Raw genomic sequence first — 22,863 nt, 5'->3', positions numbered from 1 at the left:
TCGGCGAGGGCTGCCGCCGCGTTCAGGTCCAGGCGCGGGCCGAGCGCTCCCGCCAGTAGGTCTCCGGATGCTCGGCGAGCGCCCCGAGGGCCTCCTCCGTGAACGCGGGGCCGGGAACCCGGGCGGCGAGGTTCTCGCGCAGCTGCGCGCGGGTGACGGCGCCGCTCAGCACGATGTCGGCCCACGGATGCGCGACGGCGGCCCCCAGCGCGAAACCGTCGACGCTCTGGTCGTCGGCCTCGGCGAGTGCCGCGACCGCCTCGGCGGCGGGGTCGTCGGTTCCGGGCGACGGGGCGAGCCTCCCGTTGGCCAGCGCCTCCTTCACCACGATCAGCCACCGCGCGTCGTTCGCGCGCGCGAGGGCGTCGCCCGCCGACTGCTCCAGCAGGTTCCACGTGGTCTGCACCGCCGTGAACGGGGAATCGGGGAGGGCGAGGGCGCTCTCGATCACCTCGCCCTGAGCGGGTCCGCTGGTGGAGAAGCCGACTCGCACACCGTCGGCGGCCAGCGCCCGCAGGCGGTCGAGCAGGGCGGCGTCGCCGAGCACGGGGCTCTCGGGGGTGAGCGAGTGCACGAGGTAGACGTCGGGAGTGGTGCCGAGCGCCTCGAGGGTCTCGGGCCACTGACGCTCGAAGTGGGCGAGCCCGTGGTCTTTGCGTTCGTGCTCCGGGGCGTCGATGCGCCACTCGCCGACGTAGTCGTAGCCCCACTTCGAGCCGATCGTGAGCTCCTCCCGACGACCCGGATGCGCGGCGAGCCACGACCCGAGGAACTGCTCGGCGTAGCCGTACGATCGCGCCGCGTCGATGTAGCGCACCCCGAGCCACCAGGCGGCGTCGAGCATGCGGTGGGCGTTCTCGCGCATCGCCTCGACCGAGCGCTGGGCCGGGTCGCCCAGATCGGCGTCGCGACCCGAGGTGATGTAGGCCGGCCGGCCGAGCGCGGCGAGCCCGAGACCGAGTCGCGAGGCGATGCCCTCCGGCTCGTCGGCGGGGGTGGTGGGGCCGGGCTTCGGGGCGCTGTCGGTCATCGCGCCTCCTCGTGGTCGTCGGCGGGGGCGTGGGGGTGGAGGTGGGCATCGTTGGCGTGAGGGTGGGCGTCGTCGGCGTGGTCGTGTGCGTGGGCGTCGTCGGCCGGGGCGTGCGCGTCGGGGGCGCGGCGGACGCGCGCGAACCGGCGCAGCCAGGCGCCGAGCCGCGCCGTCTGCCGGTCGGTGAACTCGTTCGACAAGGCGAGGGTCTCCGCGCCGAGGTCGCCGCCGCGGCCGATGGAGGCGAGGGTCTCGTGGGCGCGGCGTTCCTGCTCGTCGGCCTGGCGCATCCGTTCGTCGTCTCGCATCGCTTCCAGCCTAGACTCGCTGTTCGTGACCGAGAACGAGCCGCAGCCCGGCGTCTACGAGCACTTCAAGGGGTCGCGCTACGAGGTGATCGACGTGGTCACCCACAGCGAGACCGAGGAACGGATGGTGCTCTACCGCACCCTCTACGGCGACCACTCGCTGTGGGTGCGCCCGCTCGCCATGTTCGTCGAGCCCGTCGAGCGCGACGGCTACCGCGGCCCGCGCTTCCGCCGCGTGGAGTGAGGGCGCGCGCGGCCCGTCAGGCGGCGCGGGTCGCGCGCACCATGCGCGGGCCGGCCCACAGGATGAGGGCGAGCACCAGCACGACGAAGCCGAGGAACGCGGGAACGAGCGGCACCCACAGCAGCGCGACGCCCACCAGCAGCGGCGGCACGGTCATGCCGGCGAAGCCGAGCAGGAAGATGCCGGCGGTGGTCTCGCTGCGGCTACCCTCCATCGCCAGGGCACCGGCGGTGGCGAGAGCCCCGCGGAACACCAGTCCGACGCCGGCTCCCGCGACGATCCCGCCGAGCACGAAGGGCGCGGCAGCGACGGTGAGGGCCGCCGCGCCGAGCGAGAGCAGTCCGGCGACGATGAGCACGACGCCCAGCACGATCTGCTGGCGCGTGCTCACCTTCGCGAACACCACCTGAGCCAGGGCGGCGGCCCCGAACACCGAGAATGACACGACGCCGGCGACGAAGCGGTCGCTCTGGTGCAGCAGCTGCGCCAGGAAGGTCGGAGCCACCGATCCGAACAGGCCCGTGATGGCGAAGGCCGCGAACCCGCCGATGCCGGCCGCCCAGTACGCGGTGCGCGAGTCGCGGGGCACGCTCACGCGCTGCGGGCGGTAAGGCGCGCGGGTGCGAGCCCGCACCACCGTCTCGGGCACGAACGCGTAGGCGAAGCCGACGGCCACGAGCGCGGCGAGGAAGACGAGGTAGGGGGTGACGAGCGGCGCCGGGATCCACTCGGCGAACACCCCGCCGATCAACGGACCGAGCGCCAGCCCACCCATGTTCGCCACTCCGGCGATGGTGGCGGCGAAACCGATGGTGGCGGTCGGATGCGACAGGCGGCGCAGGTCGGCGAGGTGCGCCGTCGCGGTGGCGGTGAGGATGCCGATGCCGAGCCCCGCCACGAACCGCGCCGCGACGAGTCCCTCCACCGACGACCAGACGAGGAACGTCAGGGCGGCCACGACCTCCACCACCACCGCGGTGAGGATCACCCGGCGGCGCCCGAAGCGGTCGCTGAGGTGCCCGGCGAGGAAGAGCGAGAGCATCACGCCGATCGAGTAGGCGGCGAAGATCACGGTGACCATGACGGTCGGGAAGCCGTCGCGCTGCTGGTAGAGCGCGTAGAGCGGGGTGGGCACGGTGTTGAACGCCATCATCACGAGGAAGGCCACGGCGGTCACCCAGAAGCCCGCCCGGTGGGGCAGACGGATGCGGCGGCGGGTGAGCAGGCGCCCCTCGGCGGTGACGGAGACGGCCGGGGTGGAGGCGGTGGGCGGCAGGCTCAGCGAAGGGGTCGACATGCTTCGATCATGCGCCGATCTCGTCATCGAGTCCAACGAATTGTATCTCTGAATCTGATCGTTTTGATCTATGATCGAGACGTGGAGACCCGCTTGCTGGAGTATTTCGTGACGGTGGCCGACGAGCTCAGCGTCACCCGCGCATCCGAACGCCTGTTCGCGGCCCAGTCGACGGTGTCGGCCGGCCTGAAGAGCCTCGAGGGGGAGCTCGGCGTCGCCCTGTTCGAGCGCAGCACGAAGGCGGTGCGGCTGCTGCCGCCCGGCGAGACGCTGCTGCCGCTGGCGCGTGCGCTGCTCGACGATGTGGAGGCGCTGCGGCAGACGGCGACCGAGTCGGGTTCGGGCCTGCGCGGGCGGGTGCGCATCGGCACCTTCGCGGCCATGCAGGTGCTCGACCTGCCGGCGGCGCTCGGGCGGTTCCGGCGCGAGCATCCGCTGGTCGACGTGCAGATCGCCGGCTCGCCCACCGGCTCGACCGGCCTCATCGACGACCTCGCCCACGGCCGGTTCGACCTCGCCTTCTCGGGTGTGCCGGTGCCGCCCGACCTCGACTCGTGGGCGCTCGCGAGCTTCGAGTTCGTCGCGCTGCTGCCGCCCGCGCACCGCTTCGCCGTCTCGGGCCGGAGCTCCGTCGCCCTGGAGGAGCTCGCGGGCGACGACTGGGTCGACGTGCTGCCCGGGTTCGGCAACCGGGTGCAGCTCGATCGCATCCTCGCCGAGCACGGCATCCGCCGGCACGTCTCGGCCGAGCTCGCCGACCTGCCGAGCGTCGGACCGTGCGTCGCCGCGGGGCTCGGCGTCGCCGTGGTGCCCGACATGGTCGACGACTCCGGATGCGTGAAGCTCCCGCTCGCCGCGCCCGTCGACCCGTGGGTGTTCTCGGTCGCGGCGCGGCACGGGGCGGTGCGGCGGCCGCAGATCCGGGCGCTGATCGAGGAGATCCGCGCGACCGCGCGCTGACCCGCGGCGCCGCCCGCCGCGCGCCGCGCGCCGCGCGTCGCGGCGGCCGCCGCCGCCCGACGCGGCAGCCGCCGCCGCCCGATCGACGGAGTTTCGGGGCCGGCGCGCGCTGAGGCTCCGTCGTTCGGTCGCCTCGGGCTGAGACTCCGTCGCTTCGCGGCGCCGGACGAGCGGCTCTCGTCGCTGGCGGTTGGCGGATCGACGGAGTTTCGGGGGTGGCGTGCGCTGAGGCTCCGTCGTTCGGTCGAATCGGGCTGAGACTCCGTCGCTTCGCGGCGCCGGACGAGCGGCACTCGTCGCGGCGGCCGCCGCCGCCTGATCGACGGAGTTTCGGGGGCGGCGGGGGCTGTGGCTCCGTCGTTCGGTCGGCTCAGGCTCCGTCGCTTCGCGGCGGCGGACGAGCGGCACTCGTCGCTGGCGGTTGGCGAATCGACGGAGTTTTGGGGGCGGCGTGGGCTGAGGCTCCGTCGTTCGGTCGGCTCGGGCTGAGACTCCGTCGCTTCGCGGCGGCGGACCAGCGGCTGCAGCAGGCAGGCACCTACCGCGGGCCGACGGCTACCGCGGGCTGGCGGCGAAGTAGGAGTCGGTGGCGAGGTCGTCGAGGAGGGTGGGGCCGGTCGGCGCCCAGCCGAGGCGCTCGCGGGTGAAGGTGCTCGAGGCGGGGAGGTCGGCTCCGAAGAAGCGGGCCATCCAGCCGAAGTGGTCGGCCGCGTCGTCGGGTGCGATCGAGGTGACCGGCAGGCCCAGCCCGCGGCCGATCGCGGCGGCGATGTCGCGCGTGGCGACGCCCTCCTCGGCCACGGCGTGCACCACGCGCGGGGCGGGTGCATCGGGCGTCGCCGCGGCGGTCGCCTCGAGGGCGAGGCGCACGAGCCGTGCCGCGTCGGAGCGGTACACCGCCGCCCAACGGTTCGAGCCATCGCCGACGTAAGCCGCGGTGCCCTTCTCCCGCGCGATCTGCGTGAGAGCCCAGACGAACCCGTGATCGCCGTCGCCGTGCACGCTCGGCGCGAACCGCAGCGCCACCGGGCGCACACCGCGCGCCACCGACGACAACGCCAGCTCTTCGCCCCCGCCGCGCGGCGCGTCGGGGCCTGCCATCGGGTTGACGTCGTTCTCGGTCACCGCGCGCCCCGAGGTGATGCCGGCCACCCCGGCGGCGAACAGCAGGGGCCGCTCCGAGCCGTCGAGCGCGTCGATGAAGGTCTCGAGCACCGCGCGCTCGGTGCGGCCCGACTCGGCGAAGCGGGTGAAGTCGTGCTTGAAGCCGAGGTGCACCACCGCGTCGGCGGCGTCGGCTCCCGCGCGGAGCACGCCGAGGTCGTCGAGCTCGCCGCGCACCACGTCGGCCCCCGAGCTCTGCACGGCGCCGGCCGAGGCGTCGCTGCGGGCGAGGCCGGTCACCCGGTGGCCGGCGGCGACGAGTTCGGGGATGACGGCGGAACCGATCCACCCGGATGCTCCGGTGACGAAGACGTGCATGATTCTCTCCTTGTGAACAACGGGACGACACCGGTCGATGTCAGCCACTGACATGACCATAACACCTCATGTCAGCCACTGACATGACTAGACTGAGACCCGTGGGACGTTGGGAACCGGATGCGGCAGGCCGCCTCGCCACCGCGGCACTCGAGCTCTACGCCGAGCGCGGCTTCGACGACACGACCGTGCTCGACATCGCCCAGCGCGCCGGGGTCACCGAGCGCACCTTCTTCCGTCACTTCGCCGACAAGCGCGAGGTGCTCTTCCAGGGTTCGGCCCAGCTTCAGGATGCGGTGGTCGCCGCCATCGGATCCGCCCCGTCCGGCGCCCCCCTGATCGAGGTCGTCGGTGCCGGCATGCGAGCCGCGGGGGAGGTGCTCGACGACCGGCGCGACTACGCGCGACTGCGTTACGCGGCGATCGTGGCGCATCCGAGCCTGCAGGAGCGCGAGCTGCTGAAGATGTCGACCCTCGCGGGGGCCGTCGCCGACGCCCTGCGCGCCCGCGGTGTCACCGAGGCCGCGGCCGCGCTGCTCGGCGAGACCGGCGTCGCCGTGTTCAAACTCGGCTTCGAGCGCTGGATCGGCGACCCCTCGGCCCCGAACCTCCCCGACTGCATCGCCCAGGCCCTCGCCGACCTCCGCACCCTTACCGCCTGACCCCGCCGGTCCAACGCCCGGCCGACGACGCGCCGATGCCGATGACCCCCGCCCTCCCGGCTGGCGGCGTGCCGATCTCGATGGACTCCCGCGCCAACACGCCGCCAAACCTCCATCCACTTCTGGTGAACGCCCGAACATCCATCCGTTTCGGGTGTGCGCCGACGGCCGCGGGCGCCGGAGGGTGCCGCCGGCTCAGTCGAGGGCGGAGTAGCCGGAGCGGAGCGCCGACTCCACGAAAGAGGGCGGCCACAGCGCAGCGACGGGCGAGGGAGCCGCGGCGATCGCGGCATCGATGTCGAGGCCGGCGGAGGAGGACGAGCGGATGAACGCGGCCATCTCCGCGAAAGCGTCGCGTTGCCGCTCGACGAAGTCGCGGTCGACCACCGCGCCGTGTCCGGGAACGATCGCGTCGCCCGGCTCGATCAGGTCGAGGAGCGAGTCGAGGGCCGCGGGCCACTCCAGGGGGAACGAGCCCGATCCGAACATCGGCGGGCCCGACTCCTCGACGACGTCGCCCACGAACCAGACGCGGGCGTCGGGAACGAGCACGGCGAGGTCGGTGTCGGTGTGACCGCGGGGGAGCGGCACGAGCTCGATCGGGCGACCCCCGGGCTCGATCGTCACCCGTGTGTCGACCGGCATCGTGGGCGGGGTGAGCGTCACCTCGCCCCACGACTTGTCGGGTTCGCGCCGGGGGTCGCGCTGCACGGCCTGGAGCCGGGGGCGCTCGTGGTCGGCGAAGTGCCGGGCGATCGCGGCGTGGCCGTAGAGGGGCGGGCGGCCGTCGACGGCGGCGAAGTACTGGTTGCCGAAGGTGTGGTCGTAGTGCGCGTGCGTGTTCACGACGGCGACAACGGGAGCGCCGAACCGGGCGTCGATGTCGGCGGCGAGCTCGCGGGCCTCGGCCGGGTTGTTGCGCGTGTCGACGACGGTGACGCCTCCCGCACCCACGATCACGCCGATCGACACGTCGAGCGGATCGTAGCGGCGCCGGTGCACGCCGCCGCCGACCTCTTCCCACCCGCCCGAGCTGCGCATCCCGACACCCTACGCCCGTGCCACATCGCGTGTCGCGGTGCCCCGGGTTCGCCGAGAAGCGGCCTCTGAGGGGTTACGGATGCGCGCCGAGGGGCGTAGACACAAATGAGGCCCCCGGCACCGCGGGGGGCGATCCGAGAAGGAGTATTCATGTCGAAGCCGCTCACCGTGCTCACCGTCGTCGCCGTGGGCGCCGCCGCGTATGTCGCGGGCACCAAAGCCGGACGTTCGCGCTACCGCGAGATCAGCAACACCGCGAAGAAGTTCTGGGACGACCCGGCCGTGAAGAAGGCCCGCACCCGCGCCTACAAGAGCGCCGAGAAGGCGGCCAAGAAGGCCGCCAAGCGCCTCGGCTGACCTGACGCCCGCGCCGGCCGACCCGACGTCGCCCCCGCCCACCGCCGAGACCGGCCCTACCCCGGCGACCTCGGCGCAGCCCGCGCCGGGGCCCGCGTCCGGGTCGGCGGCAGCGGCGCACGCGTGACCACCCCGGCGCGCCGCGCCCACCACCCGCTGAACGCCGCCACCCCCAGGCACAGGGCCATGGGCAGCAGCAGGAACGCGCTTCCCGCCCCCTCGCCCCGCTCGAACACCTGATCGGTCTGCCCCATGAGCGCCGTCGGCACGAGCAGCAGCACGTTGTTCACGGCATGCACGAGCACGGGTGCCTCGAGCCCGCCCGTGGCGCGCGCGGCGAGCGACGCGGAGGCGCCGAACACGAAGTAGTAGGCGATGAGCCACGGGTCTGCCGCGGCGTGCGCGCTCGCGAACAGTGCACCCGACACGATCGTGCCCGCCGCGAACGCCACACCGGGGTGCCTGAACCACGAGCCCACCGCGCGCTGCACCAGCCCGCGCGCCGCGAACTCCTCACCCGCGGCCTGGAACGGTGTGGTGAGCACGACGATCAGCAGCATCGCCACGACCGAACCGGTGAGCTCGATCGGGTCGAGCGGCCCCAGCAGCAGCGAGACACCGACGTAGACCACCCACACCGGCACGATGACGAGGGCGAGGCGCAGCATCCAGCGCCACCTCCACAGGCCGGCGACCGACGACATCCAGCGCGGCCTCACGCCGAACACCGCCCACTGGGTGAGCACGGCGATCGGCCAGAGCGACGCCAGCGCCAGGTTGTTGGCCAGCATGAGCACGGGCGTGAGCCGCGGGATGCCGTCGGCCAGGTCGTCGACTGTCGACGCCCCGGTCGCGAGGTCGACGAACACCGCCGCGGCACCGAACACCACCGAGGTGAGGAAGTACCCGGCGACGAGCATGACAATCGCCAGGGCGCCCCGCCACCAGGCGGGGGCCGCGCGCAGCGCGTGGTCGTAGGTGAAGAGCCGGGCGGGGGGCGCCGCTGCCACTGTCTTCTCCATCGACACCACTTCGGGGGCGTCGCGGTAGTACCCGTAGTTCGCGATCTCGGCCCACCCGCTCGAGCGGTAGAGCGCGAGCGACTCGGGTTGCGCCGAACCCGTCTCGAGGCGCAGCCTGCGGTAGCCGAGCTCGACCGCGAGGGCTTCGGCCGCGGCCATCAGCTGCCGTGCGAGGCCACCCCGGCGGGCGGGCGGGGCGACGTAGAGGCGCCTGACCTCGCCGGTGTCGTCGTCGAGGCGAGCGACGGCGACGCAACCGACGGGCGCGCCGTCGACGGTCGCCAGCAGGGCCGGCGTGCCGGGGGCGAGTGGCGGGCCGGGCTCCGTCGCGCTGTAGCGGGCCATCACCTCCCGCTCCTGCTCGGCCACGAGGCGGGCGAAGTCGGGATGCTCGGTGCCCACGCGCTCGATGCGGAGGTCGGGGAGTGCAGGCTGCATGGGGCGATCCTAGGATGCGCCTCCGACACTCGCCCGCCCCGCCCTCCGCGCGTCACCGGCTCAGGCAGATTCATGCAAAGAACTTGTGCATAGATTCTGTGCATGACACTATCGAGGCATGGACGACTACACCGGAATCGAGCTCGACGCCCGCGCTGTGAAGGTGCTCGCGCATCCGTTGCGCTCGCGCATCCTGGGTCGCCTGCGGGTGGCGGGGCCCGCCACGGCCACCGAACTGGCCGGCCAGCTCGAGACCAACACCGGCGCCACGAGCTACCACCTGCGCGCCCTGGAGGAGGTCGGGCTCGTCGTCGACACGGGCGAGGGCGCGGGCCGTCGGCGGCTCTGGCGGGCCGCGAGCGACTTCCACTCCTGGGTGAACTCCGGCTTCGCCGACGATGAGAACGCCCGCACCGCACTCGGCTGGCTGCAGCGCGACTACGTGCGTCAGTTCGCGGCCCGTGCCGAGCGCTGGCTCAACGTGAGCGAGGCCTGGCCCGCCGAGTGGGTCGACGCCCTCGGCATGAGCGACAGCTTCGTCGAGGTCACCGCCGAGCAGGCGGTCGAGCTGCGCGACGAGCTCGACGCGGTGCTCGCCCGGTTCAGGCAGGCCGGCGCCGATCACCCCGAGGCGCGGCGCATCCACGTGACGGTGCAGTCGAGCCCGCTCGAGCTCACGCCGCCCGATGCGACGGCCTGACACCGACATGGCCCGCCTCCGCTCGCACACCACCCGACGCCCGTCGCGGTCGCGCGCCGTCCTCTCGGCCCGCAGCGTCGAGCGCCGGTTCCTCCTGCTCACCACCACGCGCTGGTTGCCTGTCGGCCTCGTGTTCGGTCTCACCGTGCTGCTGCCCCTCGAGCGCGGGCTCTCCCTCGCCGAGGTGGGGGTGCTGCTCTCGGTGCAGGGTTTCGTCGTGCTCGCCCTCGAGCTGCCCACGGGCGGGCTGGCGGATGCGCTGGGTCGCCGCCCCCTGCTGGTCGCCTCCGGCGCGGTGGCGGTGCTGTCGAGCGCGCTGTTCCTGGTCGCCGACTCGTTCTGGATGTTCGCGGTGGCGCTCGCCGGCCAGGGCGTCTTCCGTGCCCTCGACTCAGGACCGCTCGAGGCCTGGTACGTCGACTCCTTGCACGCGGCCGACCCCTCCGCCCCGGTCGAACGCGGGCTCAGCCGTGCGGCGACGGTGCTCGGCGTCGCGATCGCCGGGGGAGCGCTGGCCGGCGGCGGGTTGGTGGCGTGGGCGCCGTGGGGTGCATCCGTATCGGCACTCGTGCTGCCGTACCTCGTGGCGACGACGCTCACCGCCGCCCACGCGGTGCTCATCGCGCTGCTCGTCTCCGAGCCGACGCGCGGTGGCGACGGCGCCGGCGGCAATGCCGACGCCATCACCGGTGCCCGCCGGGCGACCGCGCGCTCGGCCCTCCGCTCCCTGGGCCGCGGGGTGCGCGAGGTGCCCCGCTCGGTGGCGGCGGGCGGGCGCCTGCTGGCCACCTCACCCGTGCTCCGTGCCCTCGTGCTGGTGGAGGTGTTCTGGAGCATCGCGATGATCGCCTTCGAGACGCTCACCCCCGTGAGCCTCGCCGGGATGCTCGGCAGCGAGGCCTCCGCCGGCGCGGTCTTCGGCCCGGCTGCGGCAGCCGCCTGGGCGCTCTTCGCGGCGGGTTCCGCGCTCGCCGGTCTCGCCGCCCGCCGCGTCGGAGTGGCTTGGACGGCGATCGCCGCGCGCATCCTGAACGGCGCCTTCGTCGTGGTGATGGGGCTGGTCGCGGGCCCGCTGGGCCTCGTCGCCGCGTTCTGGCTCGCTTACCTCACCCACGGTGCCGCAGGTCCCATGCACGCCACCCTCCTGCACCGCGAGGCCGGACCGCAGAACCGCGCCGTCGTGCTCTCGATCAACTCGATGGTCGCGGGCGGCGCCTACAGCCTCGGGCTGCTCGCGCTCGCCCCGCTCGCCGACGCCGTCGGCACCGGGCCGGTGTTCGTGGCCGCGGGCCTCGTGAGCATGGTCGGCGCCGCGCTCTACCTCCCTGCCCTCGGGCGGGAACGACGGATGCGCGGGCAGAGCGATGCGCACTCGTCACCGGTCGTTCAGATGGCCGACGACCGGGAGTGAGAAGGTCGGGGCATGGCCAGGCGGCTGACGCTCCGATCGACGACCCTCCTCGGTGGGCTCCTGCTCGTGGTGGCGGGGGTGCTGCAGCTCGTGGCGGCGGCGATCCGCTGGGCGCCGTGCTTCGGCCCGGTGGAGACGGTCGCGATCGGCGATGGGCTCACCGCCGACACCTGCGCGCTGGCGGAGGACCATTCCCGCGACTACCTCTGGGTCTCCGCACCCTTCGAGGTGATTCCCGGGGCCGTGCTGCTGGCCGGTCTGGCCTCGCTCCTCCTCGTGGCGTTATGGCTGCTGTGGGCCATGTGGCTGCGCGATGACACGGTCGGGGCGCTCCTCGCGGTGCTCTCGGCGACCGGGTGGCTCGCCGCCGGGGTGCCGCAGCTCCTCGCAGCCGCGAGCGACGGCGCCCTCGGAGTGCTCGACCCGCCCCCGCTGATGCTGCTCGCGCTCAGCGTGCTCGCGTTCGTCGTGCCGATCGTCGCGGCCCTGCGCGCTGCGGTGCGCGTAGCGCGGCATGCCGCGCCCGCCGCCCCCGCGGCACGGCCCGCGCCCGCAGCGCGCTCCGTGCCGGCTGCGCCGGACGAGCTAACCGCGTCGGCCGCGTCGGCCGCGCCGGCTGCGTCCACCGCTCCGGCAGCGTCCACTGCGCCCGCCGCCTCCTCCGTGCCGGCCGCGCCCACCGCGCCGGCCGCGTCCACCGGGCTGCGTCGGCCGCCTGCCGCATCCGCGACGCCCGCGGCCCCGGTCGCGCGAGGGGCGGCAGTGGTGGCGTGGGGCGGTGTGGCGCTGGCCGCGGTGCTGGCCTTCCCGCTCGTCGACTACGTGCTGCTCATCGACCTCTCGCAGTCGCACGACACGCCGGTCGGCAGCGGCGCCCCGGCCGCAGCCGTGACGGTGCTCGCGGGTGTCGCCTTCCTCCTCGCGGGAACGCTCGAGCGGTCGCCGAGGCGGCAGCCAGCGGCGGACGCCTGGTAGCATCGTCGCCATGGAGATCGAGGTCGACAGACACTAGGGCGCCATGCCGCCCTCCGGCAGCGCACTGCGCGCGCCGTGTCCGTCCCACCCCCATCCGCTCGGCGAGTGCCTCTGCGCGCCTCGCCGCCGTCTTCGGAGCATCTCCATGTCATCGCCACACCAGTCCTCCCCGTCGGCCGCGGCCGCCATCACCCTCCGCGAACTCACCTTCGAGTGGCCCGACGGCTCCGTCGCGCTCGACGGGCTCTCGGGCACCTTCGGCCACGGTCGCACCGCCCTCATCGGCGACAACGGCACGGGCAAGTCGACCCTGCTGAAGCTCGTCGCGGGCCTCCTGCAGCCGAGCTCGGGCTCGATCGTCACCACCGGCGAGGTGGGCTATCTGCCCCAGACCCTCACCCTCGACGGCGACGCGACCATCGCGCGCCTGCTCGGCATCGCCCCCGTCGTCACCGCCCTCAGGGCCATCGAGGCCGGCGACGTCGCCCAACACCACTTCGACGCCGTCGGCGACGACTGGGACGTCGAGGCCAGGGCCGTCGAAGCCCTGGCCCGCCTCGATCTCGCCTGGATGCGCGACGGCACCCCAGCCGGGGTCGCACCCTCGTCCGCCGTGCTCGACCGCACCGTCGGCGCCCTCTCCGGGGGCGAGGCGATGCTCGTCGCGATAGCCGGCCTCCGGCTGCGGGAGCTGCCGATCACGCTCCTCGACGAGCCCACCAACAACCTCGACCGCGAGGGGAGGGCCCGCGTGGGCGCCCTGGTCGACGACTGGCCGGGCGCCCTCGTCGTGGTGAGTCACGACCTCGAGCTGCTCGAGCGCGTCGACGCCACGGCCGAGCTGCACGGCGGCCACCTTACCACCTTCGGCGGCGCCTACAGCGCCTGGCGCGAGAACCTCGACCGCGAGCAGAGCGCCGCGGCCCAGGCGGCCCGTGCGGCCGAGCAGACACTCAGGGCCGAGAAGCGTCAGCGCGTCGAGGCCGAGACGAAGCTGGCCCGCCGCGCCCGCACCGCGCGGCAGGCGCAGCTCGGTGGCGGCATCCCGCGCATTCTGGCGGGCGGCCTCGCGAACCGGGCGCAGGCCTCGGCGGGGGCGCTCCGCTCGGGCCACGACAGCCGGATCGACACCGCCCAGGCCGCCGTCGACAGAGCGGATGCGCGGGTGCGCGAGGTGCAGCACATCCGCCTCGATCTTCCCGACCCTGCCGTGCCGCGCGGCCGCCGCATCGCCGAACTGCGCGGCTCCGACGGCATCGTCGTGCACCTACAGGGCCCGGAGCGCATCGCCCTCGTCGGCGCGAACGGCGTCGGCAAGACCACCCTCCTGCTCGACCTGCTCAGCAGCCGCCCCGCCGACCCCGCGGCGCCCACCTCAGGCAGCCGCCCCGCCGACCCCGCGGCGCCCACCCTAGGCGGCCGCCCAGCCGATCCAGCCGCCGGCGCTCCAGGCAGCCGCCCCGCCGACCCGGCCGAAGGCGCCCCGCCGAGCCCGCCCCGCGCATCCGGCGTGCTCGCGACCGACCGGGTCGGCTACCTGTCGCAGCGGCTCGACGACCTCGACCCCGCCGCCAGCGCGCTCGAGGAGGTGCAGCGGGCGGCTCCGGGCGTGCCGCCGGCGCGCATCCGCGACCAGCTCGCCCGCCTGTTGCTGCGCGGAGCCGCCGTCGACCGACCCCTCGCCTCGCTCTCGGGCGGCGAGCGGTTCAGGGTGGCGCTCGCCCGCCTGCTGCTCGCCGACCCGCCGCTGCAGCTGCTCGTGCTCGACGAGCCGACGAACAACCTCGACCTGTCGAGCGTCGATCAGCTCGTCGAGGCGCTCGCCGCCTACCGGGGTGCGCTGCTCGTGGTGAGCCACGACGACGCCTTCCTGCGCCGGCTCGCCCCCGACACCACCCTCGAGCTCACCCGCGACGGTCGCCTGGTGAGGGCCGACGAGGGCGCGGGGCACACCGGCGAGAGCCTGGAGCTGCCCTCATAGAGACGTCATAGGAGCGCCATAGGGTCGCGAAAGGGCGGTCACGCATGATGAAGTCTCCCGATCAAGGAGAACACCATCATGAGCCGCATCCCCGAACCCGACTCCACACCCGAGGGGCCCGCCTACGAGGGGCGCCTGCTCGACCGCGCCGACGAGGAGGTGGTCGACCAGGGCGCCCCCTTCGACATCCGCACCCTGCTCACCCGCCGCAACGTGCTCAGCCTGTTCGGCCTGGGTCTCGGCGCGGTCGCGCTCGCCGCGTGCACCACCGACTCGGGCACGCCCGTGTCGAGCGCGGCCGGCACCGCCACCTCCTCGGCCGGCGGCGCGGGCTCGTCGACGGGGTCGGCGACCGGGTCCTCGAGCCTGCCCGCGGGCGAGATCCCCGACGAGACGGCGGGTCCCTACCCGGGCGACGGCTCGAACGGCGTCGACGTGCTCGAGCAGTCGGGCATCGTGCGCAGCGACATCCGCTCGAGTCTCGACGGCGGCACCACGGCGAGCGGTGTGCCGATGGCGCTCACGCTCACCGTGCTCGACCAGGCGAACGGCGACGTGCCGTTCGAGAACGTCGCCGTCTACGTCTGGCACTGCGACGCCGCGGGCGGCTACTCGATGTACTCCGACGGCATCGAGAACGAGACCTACCTGCGTGGCGTCCAGGTGGCGGATGCGGACGGCCGGGTGAGCTACAGTTCCATCTTCCCGGCCTGCTACTCCGGGCGCTGGCCGCACATCCACTTCGAGGTCTACCCCGACGTGGGCTCGATCACCGACTCCGCGAACGCCATCGCGACCTCGCAGGTGGCCCTCCCGCAGAATGTCTGCGAGACGGTCTACGCGCTGAGCGGCTACGAGGGCTCGAGCGCGAACCTCGCGCAGGTGAGCCTCGACAGCGACAACGTGTTCGGCGACGACGGCGGTGCCCTTCAGCTGGCCACGGTGACGGGCGACGCGAGCTCGGGGTACCAGGTGGCGCTGACGGTGCGCGTCGACACGGGCACGACCCCGACGGCGGGCTCCGCGCCCTCCGGTGGCGGCGCGGGCGGAGCGGGCACCGGCGGCGGCGCGGGCGGAGCGGGCACGGGCGGCGGCACCCCGCCGAGCGGCGGCGGCCCCGGCGCGCCAGGGCAGGGCTGAGCCGTGGGAGTGCTGCAGAACCTCACGGGCTGGCACGCCCTCATCCTGCTGGCCGTGGTCGCGCTGTTCTTCGGCGCCACCCGGCTGCCGGCCCTGGCGAAGAGTGCCGGGCGCTCGCTCCACCTGTTCCGCAAGGAGCTCCACGAACCCGAGGAGCAGCGAGCGGAATCGGAGCGGTAGCCGCATACTGGGCAGGCTGTGAAAGGAACCCGATGATCCCCTCTCCGCCCGCCCGCGCATCCGTTCCCCGTCGCATCACGGGCATCGCCCGCGTTCTCGCCGGCCTCGGCCTCGCCGTGACCCTCGGCGTGCAGATCGGCGACCGGGTCGCGAACCGGGCCTTCGACCCGTGGGAGTACTTCAGCTACTTCACCATCCAGACCAGCCTGTTCGAGGTGGTCGTGCTGCTCGTCGGCGGTGTGCTCGCACTGCGGCTGGCCCGCGACCCGGTCGGGTTCACCGCGGTACGGATGGCGGTGCTGAGCTACGCCGTCGTCACCGGCGGCGTCTACAACCTGCTGCTGCGATCGATCCCGTCGACCGACTCGTTCGTCGCCCTGTCGTGGCCGAACGAGGTGGTGCACGTCTGGGTGCCGCTGCTGCTCCTCGTCGACTGGTTCCTCGCCCCCGGGCGGCCGGCCCTGCCGTGGCGGTCGCTCTGGCTGGTGCCGGTCTACCCGGTGGCCTGGGCGGGCTACACCTTCGTGCGGGCCGCGGCCAGCGGCGGGGAGATCTACCCGTACCCCTTCCTCGACCCCGCCACCGACGGGTGGCCGAGCGTCTTCGCGTACATCATCGCGCTCACGCTGGTGCTCGTGGGGCTGGGCGCGCTCGCCGTGCTCTCGTCGCGGGTCGGGGTCAGGCGGCGCGAAGCGCGTGAGGCCCGTGAAGCGCGTGAGGCCGGCGACGCCCCCGGGGCCTCGCGAGCCGCTCGCTGAGCGCGTTCAGCGCCCCTGCCGCTTCTTGTAGGGCTTCGGCTCGCCCTTCACCACCGGGGCGCGCCCCTTGCCCTTCGAGGCCTTCGCCTTGCCCCCGGCCTTCTTCGCGGCGACGGGGTCTGGGGCTTTCGCCACGATCGTCCTGGCGCGGTTGCGCAGCGCGACCCCGGCCTCGGTGAGCGTGATCTCGCCCTCCTCGTCGACGTCGACCAGCACCTCGCCGAGCTCCTCCTGCAACCGGGCGACGGATGCGTGCACCGTCGCCTTCGACACATGCTGCGCGTTCGCGGCGCGGGAGTAGTGCGTCTCGTCGGCGACCGCGAGGAAGTGGCGGAGGTCGGTGATGTCCATGCCCCGAGGCTACCGGGCAGCCCGGCGAGCCCGGATGGACGGGAGCGGCATCTCCCTGTGAGATGCTGGAGGCGCGCGTTCACAAGGGGGGAGAAGCATGCCGTTCCGCACGAAGGAGCTGCTCGAGGAGTGGGTCGCCGAGTTCGAGCCCCAGACCGGTGGCACGATCGCCATCGACGTGCTGCGGCACGACGACGGCCCCGGCTCCGACACGGGCCTCATCGTGGTGCGCCTTGGGCGCGCCACCACCGACGTCTACCTCCAGCCGGTGCGGGCGGGTGAGGCGTGCTGGGAGGTGCACTTCAACGCGCGCGAGGAGCACCTCGTGCTCGACCCCGCCGGCGTCTCCGAGCTCGCCCGCGAGCTCGACAAGGCAGTGGCGCTGTGCGACTTCCTGGCCCAGAAGTCGGCCGACCACATCGCGAGCCACTGAGCAGCCCGGGCGTTCCGCGACGTGGGGGAGTGGGCCGCTCGGCCGAGGAGTGCAAGGCTCGAACGATGAGCACCACCCCCAGCGACGACGCCCGCCTGCAGCGCCGGCAACCCGAGGCCCTCGACGAGATCCAGCTCGCCGACCACAACCCCGACTACCGCATCGACCTCGAACGGGTGCGGTTCTCGCCGTACTTCTCGCGACTCTCCGCCGTCACGCAGGTCATCTCGCAGGCCGGCGCGAGCCCGCTCATCCACAACCGCCTCACCCACTCGCTCAAGGTCACCGCCGTGGCGAGGGCGATCGCCGTCGCCGTCGACGACAAGCTCGTGGGCACCACCCCGGCCCTCTCGGCGGCGACCTCGCCGGGCGGGTGCGACGCCGTGGTGGTGCAGGCGGCGGCGAGTGCGCACGACCTCGGGCACCCGCCGTTCGGCCACCTCGGCGAGAACGTGCTCAACCGCATCGCCCGCGACACCCTGGGCCTCAAGGACGGCTTCGAGGGCAACGCGCAGACCTACCGCATCCTCGCCGTGCTCGACGTGTGCGACGGCGCCGAGGAGGGGCTCAACCTCACCGCCGCCGTGCGCAACGCCACCGCGAAGTACCCGTGGACGCCCGCGATGGAGGGTCTCGGCCTCGAGGGCGCCGACGCCACCACCGAGCTCCCGCGCGGCATCAGGCTGGTCGACGGCAAGCCTGTCGCACGCAAGTACTCCGCCTACTTCCTCGAGCACGACGACCTGCTCGAGGCCAGGGCGGCCGCGCCGAACCTCGCGCCGTACGAGCAGTCGCTCGAGTGCTCGGCGATGGACATCGCCGACGACATCGCCTACTCCATCCACGACGTCGACGACTTCTATCGGGCCGGCATCCTGAGCCAGGTCGCGGTCTCCCGGGAGTTCACCGGGTGGGTGACCAACGCATCCGCTCTTCGTCGCCTCGACGCGCCGGAGCTCGAGGTGGAGGGCATCCGCAACCACGCCGGGGAGGGGCTCGAGGCCCTGCGCCGGCGCATGCACCGCGACGACCCGTGGATCGCCGACGACGACGCCTTCGCCGCCGCGGTGCAGGTGGTGTCGGAAGACCTGGTGGAGGGGCTGCTCTCCACCGTGTTCGACGGGTCGATCGCCGCCGAGCGCCGCCTCTCCACCTTCACCAGCCGGTGGATCGCCCACTTCGAGCGCTCCATCGTCGCCGCCCCGCCCGACACGCCCCGCACGGGCATCATCACCCTCGACCGCCGCGCCTGGCACGAGGTGAAGGTGCTCAAGTTCGTGCACAAGCACTTCATCCTCAACCGGCCCGACATCGCCATGTACCAGCGCGGGCTGAGCCGGGTGCTGGTGTCGCTCGTCGAGGCGTTCACCGAGTGGCTGGGCGACGACCACGACCGCAAGCGAGTGCCGCGACGGCTGGTCGAGATGGTCGATCTCGCCACCCACGGCTACCAGCGGCTCGCCGCCGAGCGGCCGTACCTCCTCGACGACACCGCACCGAGCGCGCTCCGCAGGCTCGGCCGCGGCCGGGGCGTGATCGACTACGTCGCGTCGCTCTCCGACGGCCAGGCCATCGCCGTCGCCGAGGCCCTGAACGGTCGCACCGACCGGCTCTGGGACATCGGGCAGAGCCTCTGAGCCGAGGGTTCAGGATGCGCTGAGCCGCTCCCGCAAGAACCTCACGACCCGGGCGCGCGCCTCGAGCGCGGGGTGCCCGGGCGTCTCCCGCACCTCGCTCGTGAGCACGGAGTGGGCCGACCGCGAGAAACCGCCGGGGTTGCCCGGCGAGGAGTCGAGCTCGATCACCTCGAACGCGTCGCCCAGCCGGCGCGCGATCGTGTCGAAGCGCTCGCGCGGCGAGTTGCGGTCGGCCGAGAATCGCAGCCCGAGCGCGCAGAACCCGTCGTCGCGGCTGCGCGCGACCACCGCATCCATCTCCTCCTCCGAGAACCCGGGGTCGGCCCGGCGGGCCGGGCTGATCGGGAAGGGCGCCGCGGGCTGACTCACCACCGAGGCGGCGACAGACGCGTCGACAGCCGCGGCGAGGGCGAAGCCCCCGGTGAAGCACATGCCGATCACCCCCACCTTCCCGCCCGGTGCGCGCCCGGCGAGGTCGGCGGCGACCGCCCGCAGGTAGGTCGTGATCGGGCGCTTCGCGTTGACGGCGAAGGCCCTGAACTCGGCGCTCACGCAGAGGCGCCCCACCGTGCGCAGCAGGTACCCGCCGGTCTGCTCGCGCTCGGGGGTGCCGAACGGGGAGGGCACGACCACGGTGAAGCCCTCGGAGACGAGATGCTCGGCGAGCCCCAGCACCTGCGGGGTGAGGCCGGGCAGCTCGGGAATGAGCACCACGCCGGGGCCCGACCCCTTCTCGTAGCGGTCGTGCGTGAGGCCGGCGGCGCTGAAGGTCGACCGGGTCCACCCGTCGAGGGTGGCGGTGGGGGCGGCGGATGCGGTGGTCACCGTGCAATTCTGCTCCGCGCATCCGCCGACCGACCGTCGCCCTCCCGGAACCTCCAGCATCGACCGTCTACGCTTGCTCGAGTGACGAGCGACCTGCTGACGCCACGACAGGCCCCGCCCGCCCGCCGCCTCGCGGTGCGCGGTCTCGTCGTGGGCGCCGCGCTCGTGCTCGCCCTGCTGGTGCTGCGCTCGGTCACGGCGGGCTGGGGCCCCGACGCGCTGCCCGACCGGCTGCGCGACTTCGTCACGCTCTCCACGAGCGTCGTCATCGAGTCGCTGCCGTTCGTCTTCCTCGGCATCCTCATCTCGATCGTCGTGCGGTTCTGGGTGCCCGACCACGTCATCCACCGCATCATGCCCCGCAACCCCGCGCTCCGGCGGGTCACCATCTCGCTGCTCGGCGTGCTGCTGCCGGTGTGCGAGTGCGGCAACGTGCCGCTCGCCCGCGGCTTCATGATGAAGGGGTTCAGCGTTCCCGAGGCGATGACGTTCCTCCTCGCCGCGCCGATCCTCAACCCGGTCACCATCGTCACGACGTATCAGGCCTTCGGGTGGGACGACGGCATCCTCCTCGGCCGCATCGTGGGCGGCTTCGTCATCGCCAACCTCGTCGGCTGGCTGTTCAGCCGGCACCCGCAGCCCGAGCTGCTGCTCACGCCCGCCTTCGACGCCGCCTGCCGGGTCGGCGACGACCACGGGCACGACCACGAGGCGACGGGCCGGCAGCGCACCCGGCTGCGGCGCGGGGTCGTCGCCTTCGCCGAAGAGACCTCCACCATGCTCCCGGCGCTCATCGTGGGTTCGGCCATCGCGGGCGCCATCCAGGTGGGGGTGTCGCGCGACGTGCTCACGGTGCTCGGCGGCAACCCCGTCTGGTCGGTGCTGGCGCTCATGATCCTCGCCTTCGTCATCGCCATCTGCTCCAACGTCGACGCCTTCTTCATCCTCGCCTTCGGGTCGACCTTCCTTCCGGGCGGCATCGTCGCGTTCCTCGTCTTCGGCGCCATGGTCGACGTGAAGATGATCACGCTCATGCGCACCACCTTCACCACGGCAGCCCTGGTGCGGCTGGTCGCCGTGGTGGGCCTGGCCTCCCTCGCTCTCGGATTCGGGGTGAACCTCCTTGCGTGACCGACTGCTCTCCCGCTGGCGCGGCATCGCGCTCAGCCTCATCGGCGTGGTGGCCATCGTCTGGCTCGCCGCGACCGGTCAGCTGGGGCTCTACATCCACCCGCGGTACTTCGAGTTCACGGTGGTGATGGCGGTGCTCGCGGGGGTCGTGGTGATCGCCGCGTTCGCCGTCGTGCCGTCGGGGAGAGCGGATGCGCGGGGTCACGACGATGGGCATGGTCACGGAGACGGTCACGGTGACTCGCACGAGGGCGGGGAGCACGGTCACGCGCATCCGTCGTCGCGCTCGCTCGAGCCCGCGTCCTCGCCCGCGCCATCGCCCTCTGAGTCCTCGCGCCGGCGCCGCGGTCTCGACCTCGTGTGGGCCGCCGCAGGTGTGCTCGTGATCGTGGACACCGTGGTGGCACTGCTCGTGGTGCCGCCCTCGACCCTCACCACGGCGACCGTCGACCAGCGCGACCTCAACGCCTCCGCCGCGGTCACCGACACCGGCGCCACCGAGAACCTCGTGGGCAGCGACACCGCCTCCTTCACCGTGAAGGACTGGGCGTCGCTGCTGCGCCAGGGCGCCGGCGAAGACTACTTCGCGGGCAAGAGCGCGACCCTCACCGGCTTCGTCACGCCCGACCAGAGCGACCCCGAGAACGTGTTCTACATCGCCCGGTTCATCGTCACCTGCTGCGCCGTCGACGCCCAGCCCGTCGGGGTTCCGGTCTACCTGCCCGACTGGCAGAACAGCTACGCCGTCGACTCGTGGGTGACCGCGAGCGGCGGGTTCGAGTCGAACCCCAGCACCACGAGCACGCAGACCATCGCGTTCGTGCCCGCCGAGATCGAGGCGGTCGCGCAGCCCGCGCAGCCGTACCTGGGCTGAGCCGAGGCGACGTGACGACGGGTTCAGGTGGTGCTCGCGGTGGACCGCGATCGCGCAGCACGGCGAACGGGTACCGCAGGTTCCGGCGCTCGACCGTGGCGGTGCTCGGCATTCTCGCGCTCGCGGCCGCCGGGCTCGGAGCGGCCGCGGTGCTGCGCGGGCCGAAGCTCGACGCTGGGTCGGTGAACGCGCAGTCGGTGATCTCGCGCGCGGGCCAGAAGCTCGTGCTGCACGCCGACCAGGCGCTCGCCCCGGTCGACGCCTCCCAGGTCGAGGTCACCCCCGCGACGCCGTTCACGGTCGAGTCGACGGGTGCCGACGTGCAGATCACCTTCACGGGTGTGCTCGACTACGCGACGGCGTACAGCATCCGGGTCGACGACGTCGAGGGCTCGGCCACCGGGCTGCGGGGCGCGCTCGACTACGACTTCACCACCCCCGACGTCGACGTGACCACACTGCTGCGCCGGGGCGGACTGGCGGCGGGGGCCGACAAACCGACCGACCAGATCGTGCGCTCGAAGCTCACCGCGGGCGACGGGGCGGGGAGCGAGGTGGTGTTCGAGGCGCCGCGCATCCAGCAGTTCCAGGTGGTGCCGGGGGCGCTCGCCGTGGTGGAGCTCGACGAGCAGGGGGCGAGCAGTCTCGTGGTCTCGGTCGAGGGCGCCGACGGGGCGAGCACGGGCGGAACCGTGTTCACGCCGGCGGGCGGGCGCATCCAGAACCTGCACGCCTCGGTGTCGGCCGGGCTGTTCGGCTACACGGTGAACGGGGGAGAGGATGCGGTCACCGGCCGCAGCTACCAGAACACGCTGTTCGTGTTCGACCCGAAGTCGGTGTCGGGCAAGGCCGAGGAGGTCACCGGGTTCGGGGGCGAGCCGCTGAGGGTGGTCGACTGGCAGTTCGTGCCGGGGAGCTCGTCGATCGTCGCGCAGAGCACCGACCAGCAGCTCTACCTGCTCGACCCGATCGGTGGGGCCGAGCCGGTGCCGCTCGGGCAGCACTCCGAGATGCGCGACTTCCTCGCCGGAGGGCTGCAGCTCGTGGTGGCAGACCCGGCAGGCACCTCCACCATCGACCTCTCCACGGGGCAGGTGGCGCCGCTCGTGCAAGACGCGCCCGACGTCGACCCCGCCCTCTACCCGGGAGCGATCGTCACGCTCGCGAGCGGCGCGACCGTGCGGCAGTACGACGAGGTCGACTACAGCTCGGCGGCGCCCGTGCAGAACTCCGTCATCGTGTACGCCGACGACGCGGGAACCCGGGAGCTGTACCGGCCCGCCTCGCAGGGGGCGCGCATCCGCGGCTTCTGCGTCTCGCCGAACGGACAGTACCTCGCCGTCGAGACCATCGCCTCCGGCGCCGTCACCGACGGGTACCCCCTCCCCGGCTACTCCGAGATGACGACCACCTTCGTGCAGATCGCCTCCGGCACCGTCACCCGCAGCGTGCCGGGGTTCCTCCCCGACTGGTGCGCGTAGCGCGCGCGGCGCGCTCGCCCCTTCGCCCGCTTGTCGGCGAAACGACGGAGTTCGGGGCGGTTTGGGCCGAACGACGGATGCTCGGGGCGGTCGGGTGGTGAGCATCCGTCGTTCTGTCGGGAGGGGATGGGCCGAGGTGCGGTGG

General features: G+C 73.2%; 24 protein-coding genes. 16 read left to right on the top strand and 8 right to left on the bottom strand.

Annotated features, from left to right (window positions below):
• Nucleotides 1-22 precede the first annotated feature (22 nt).
• The gene (locus tag HL652_RS11950) at nucleotides 23-1,030 is read right to left on the bottom strand and encodes an aldo/keto reductase (RefSeq protein ID WP_171705520.1); all 1,008 of its coding nucleotides are present in this window, start codon (nucleotides 1,028-1,030) and stop codon (nucleotides 23-25) included.
• Complete coding sequence (locus tag HL652_RS11945; protein ID WP_171703400.1) at nucleotides 1,027-1,338, bottom strand: hypothetical protein; 312 nt, start codon at nucleotides 1,336-1,338, stop codon at nucleotides 1,027-1,029. The genes HL652_RS11950 and HL652_RS11945 overlap by 4 nt, the downstream gene beginning before the upstream one ends.
• Before the next feature lie 25 nt (nucleotides 1,339-1,363).
• Here HL652_RS11945 and HL652_RS11940 point away from each other — a divergent pair, with 25 nt between their 5' ends.
• Nucleotides 1,364-1,582, top strand: a complete 219-nt coding sequence (locus HL652_RS11940; RefSeq protein WP_253743221.1) for a DUF1653 domain-containing protein — start codon at nucleotides 1,364-1,366, stop codon at nucleotides 1,580-1,582.
• Nucleotides 1,583-1,598: 16 nt separating this feature from the next.
• Here HL652_RS11940 and HL652_RS11935 read toward each other — a convergent pair whose 3' ends face one another.
• Nucleotides 1,599-2,879, bottom strand: coding sequence for an MFS transporter (locus HL652_RS11935; RefSeq protein WP_171705518.1), 1,281 nt, complete (start codon nucleotides 2,877-2,879; stop codon nucleotides 1,599-1,601).
• 81 nt (nucleotides 2,880-2,960) lie between these two features.
• Between HL652_RS11935 and HL652_RS11930 the strand changes: the two genes are divergently transcribed.
• Complete coding sequence (locus tag HL652_RS11930; RefSeq protein WP_171705517.1) at nucleotides 2,961-3,839, top strand: LysR family transcriptional regulator; 879 nt, start codon at nucleotides 2,961-2,963, stop codon at nucleotides 3,837-3,839.
• Nucleotides 3,840-4,394: 555 nt separating this feature from the next.
• Here the strand turns inward: HL652_RS11930 and HL652_RS11925 are convergent.
• Nucleotides 4,395-5,321 (bottom strand): SDR family oxidoreductase, encoded by a 927-nt coding sequence (locus tag HL652_RS11925; protein ID WP_171705516.1) that lies wholly within the window; start codon nucleotides 5,319-5,321, stop codon nucleotides 4,395-4,397.
• Between the two features lie 101 nt (nucleotides 5,322-5,422).
• On the opposite strand from HL652_RS11925, the gene HL652_RS11920 reads away from it, so the two are divergent.
• The gene (locus tag HL652_RS11920; protein WP_171705515.1) at nucleotides 5,423-5,983 is read left to right on the top strand and encodes a TetR family transcriptional regulator; all 561 of its coding nucleotides are present in this window, start codon (nucleotides 5,423-5,425) and stop codon (nucleotides 5,981-5,983) included.
• 195 nt (nucleotides 5,984-6,178) lie between these two features.
• Here the strand turns inward: HL652_RS11920 and HL652_RS11915 are convergent, their stop codons facing one another.
• On the bottom strand, nucleotides 6,179-7,024 hold the full coding sequence (locus HL652_RS11915; protein ID WP_171705514.1) for an MBL fold metallo-hydrolase: 846 nt from the start codon (nucleotides 7,022-7,024) through the stop codon (nucleotides 6,179-6,181).
• 150 nt (nucleotides 7,025-7,174) lie between these two features.
• Between HL652_RS11915 and HL652_RS11910 the strand changes: the two genes are divergently transcribed.
• Nucleotides 7,175-7,381 (top strand): hypothetical protein, encoded by a 207-nt coding sequence (locus tag HL652_RS11910; protein ID WP_171705513.1) that lies wholly within the window; start codon nucleotides 7,175-7,177, stop codon nucleotides 7,379-7,381.
• Nucleotides 7,382-7,437: 56 nt separating this feature from the next.
• Here the strand turns inward: HL652_RS11910 and HL652_RS11905 are convergent, their stop codons facing one another.
• Nucleotides 7,438-8,841: a GNAT family N-acetyltransferase gene (locus HL652_RS11905; RefSeq protein WP_171705512.1), complete on the bottom strand. Its 1,404-nt coding sequence runs from the start codon at nucleotides 8,839-8,841 to the stop codon at nucleotides 7,438-7,440.
• A gap of 118 nt (nucleotides 8,842-8,959) precedes the next feature.
• On the opposite strand from HL652_RS11905, the gene HL652_RS11900 reads away from it, so the two are divergent.
• The 7 genes from HL652_RS11900 to HL652_RS11870 all read left to right on the top strand — a co-directional run bounded on the left by HL652_RS11900 (nucleotide 8,960) and on the right by HL652_RS11870 (nucleotide 15,986).
• Entirely contained in the window at nucleotides 8,960-9,541 is a 582-nt protein-coding gene (locus tag HL652_RS11900) for an ArsR/SmtB family transcription factor (RefSeq protein ID WP_171705511.1), read from the top strand.
• Complete coding sequence (locus HL652_RS11895; protein WP_253743219.1) at nucleotides 9,528-10,952, top strand: MFS transporter; 1,425 nt, start codon at nucleotides 9,528-9,530, stop codon at nucleotides 10,950-10,952. The genes HL652_RS11900 and HL652_RS11895 overlap by 14 nt, the downstream gene beginning before the upstream one ends.
• A gap of 12 nt (nucleotides 10,953-10,964) precedes the next feature.
• The gene (locus HL652_RS11890) at nucleotides 10,965-11,927 is read left to right on the top strand and encodes a hypothetical protein (RefSeq protein WP_171705510.1); all 963 of its coding nucleotides are present in this window, start codon (nucleotides 10,965-10,967) and stop codon (nucleotides 11,925-11,927) included.
• Nucleotides 11,928-12,072: 145 nt separating this feature from the next.
• A complete protein-coding gene (locus tag HL652_RS11885) occupies nucleotides 12,073-13,908 on the top strand; it encodes an ATP-binding cassette domain-containing protein (protein ID WP_171705509.1) in 1,836 nt (611 codons plus the stop codon).
• A 78-nt stretch (nucleotides 13,909-13,986) separates the two neighbouring features.
• Entirely contained in the window at nucleotides 13,987-15,048 is a 1,062-nt protein-coding gene (locus HL652_RS11880) for an intradiol ring-cleavage dioxygenase (protein ID WP_171705508.1), read from the top strand.
• Nucleotides 15,049-15,051: 3 nt separating this feature from the next.
• Nucleotides 15,052-15,228 carry a twin-arginine translocase TatA/TatE family subunit gene (locus HL652_RS11875; protein WP_253743217.1) on the top strand — a complete coding sequence of 59 codons (177 nt, stop codon included), beginning with the start codon at nucleotides 15,052-15,054 and terminating at the stop codon, nucleotides 15,226-15,228.
• A gap of 32 nt (nucleotides 15,229-15,260) precedes the next feature.
• A complete protein-coding gene (locus tag HL652_RS11870) occupies nucleotides 15,261-15,986 on the top strand; it encodes a Pr6Pr family membrane protein (RefSeq protein ID WP_171705507.1) in 726 nt (241 codons plus the stop codon).
• A gap of 6 nt (nucleotides 15,987-15,992) precedes the next feature.
• On the opposite strand, the gene HL652_RS11865 is transcribed toward HL652_RS11870, so the two are convergent.
• Entirely contained in the window at nucleotides 15,993-16,337 is a 345-nt protein-coding gene (locus HL652_RS11865) for a LysR family transcriptional regulator (RefSeq protein ID WP_171705506.1), read from the bottom strand.
• A 97-nt stretch (nucleotides 16,338-16,434) separates the two neighbouring features.
• On the opposite strand from HL652_RS11865, the gene HL652_RS11860 reads away from it, so the two are divergent.
• A complete protein-coding gene (locus HL652_RS11860; RefSeq protein WP_171705505.1) occupies nucleotides 16,435-16,770 on the top strand; it encodes a hypothetical protein in 336 nt (111 codons plus the stop codon).
• A 65-nt stretch (nucleotides 16,771-16,835) separates the two neighbouring features.
• Nucleotides 16,836-18,407 carry a dGTP triphosphohydrolase gene (gene dgt / locus HL652_RS11855; protein ID WP_171705504.1) on the top strand — a complete coding sequence of 524 codons (1,572 nt, stop codon included), beginning with the start codon at nucleotides 16,836-16,838 and terminating at the stop codon, nucleotides 18,405-18,407.
• Between the two features lie 9 nt (nucleotides 18,408-18,416).
• On the opposite strand, the gene HL652_RS11850 is transcribed toward dgt, so the two are convergent.
• On the bottom strand, nucleotides 18,417-19,232 hold the full coding sequence (locus HL652_RS11850; RefSeq protein WP_253743214.1) for a dienelactone hydrolase family protein: 816 nt from the start codon (nucleotides 19,230-19,232) through the stop codon (nucleotides 18,417-18,419).
• A gap of 81 nt (nucleotides 19,233-19,313) precedes the next feature.
• Here HL652_RS11850 and HL652_RS11845 point away from each other — a divergent pair, with 81 nt between their 5' ends.
• The 3 genes from HL652_RS11845 to HL652_RS11835 are packed head-to-tail and all read left to right on the top strand — an operon-like array spanning nucleotide 19,314 to nucleotide 22,718.
• Nucleotides 19,314-20,363 (top strand): permease, encoded by a 1,050-nt coding sequence (locus HL652_RS11845; RefSeq protein ID WP_253743213.1) that lies wholly within the window; start codon nucleotides 19,314-19,316, stop codon nucleotides 20,361-20,363.
• Entirely contained in the window at nucleotides 20,356-21,237 is an 882-nt protein-coding gene (locus HL652_RS11840) for a TIGR03943 family putative permease subunit (protein WP_171705502.1), read from the top strand. The genes HL652_RS11845 and HL652_RS11840 overlap by 8 nt, the downstream gene beginning before the upstream one ends.
• 11 nt (nucleotides 21,238-21,248) lie before the next feature.
• Entirely contained in the window at nucleotides 21,249-22,718 is a 1,470-nt protein-coding gene (locus HL652_RS11835) for a hypothetical protein (RefSeq protein WP_171705501.1), read from the top strand.
• Nucleotides 22,719-22,863 lie beyond the last annotated feature (145 nt).

Source organism: Herbiconiux sp. SALV-R1 (genome assembly GCF_013113715.1).
Lineage (GTDB): Bacteria > Actinomycetota > Actinomycetes > Actinomycetales > Microbacteriaceae > Herbiconiux.
Note: the sequence above shows the minus strand (reverse complement) of the source record. Positions and strands in the feature narration are given on the sequence as shown.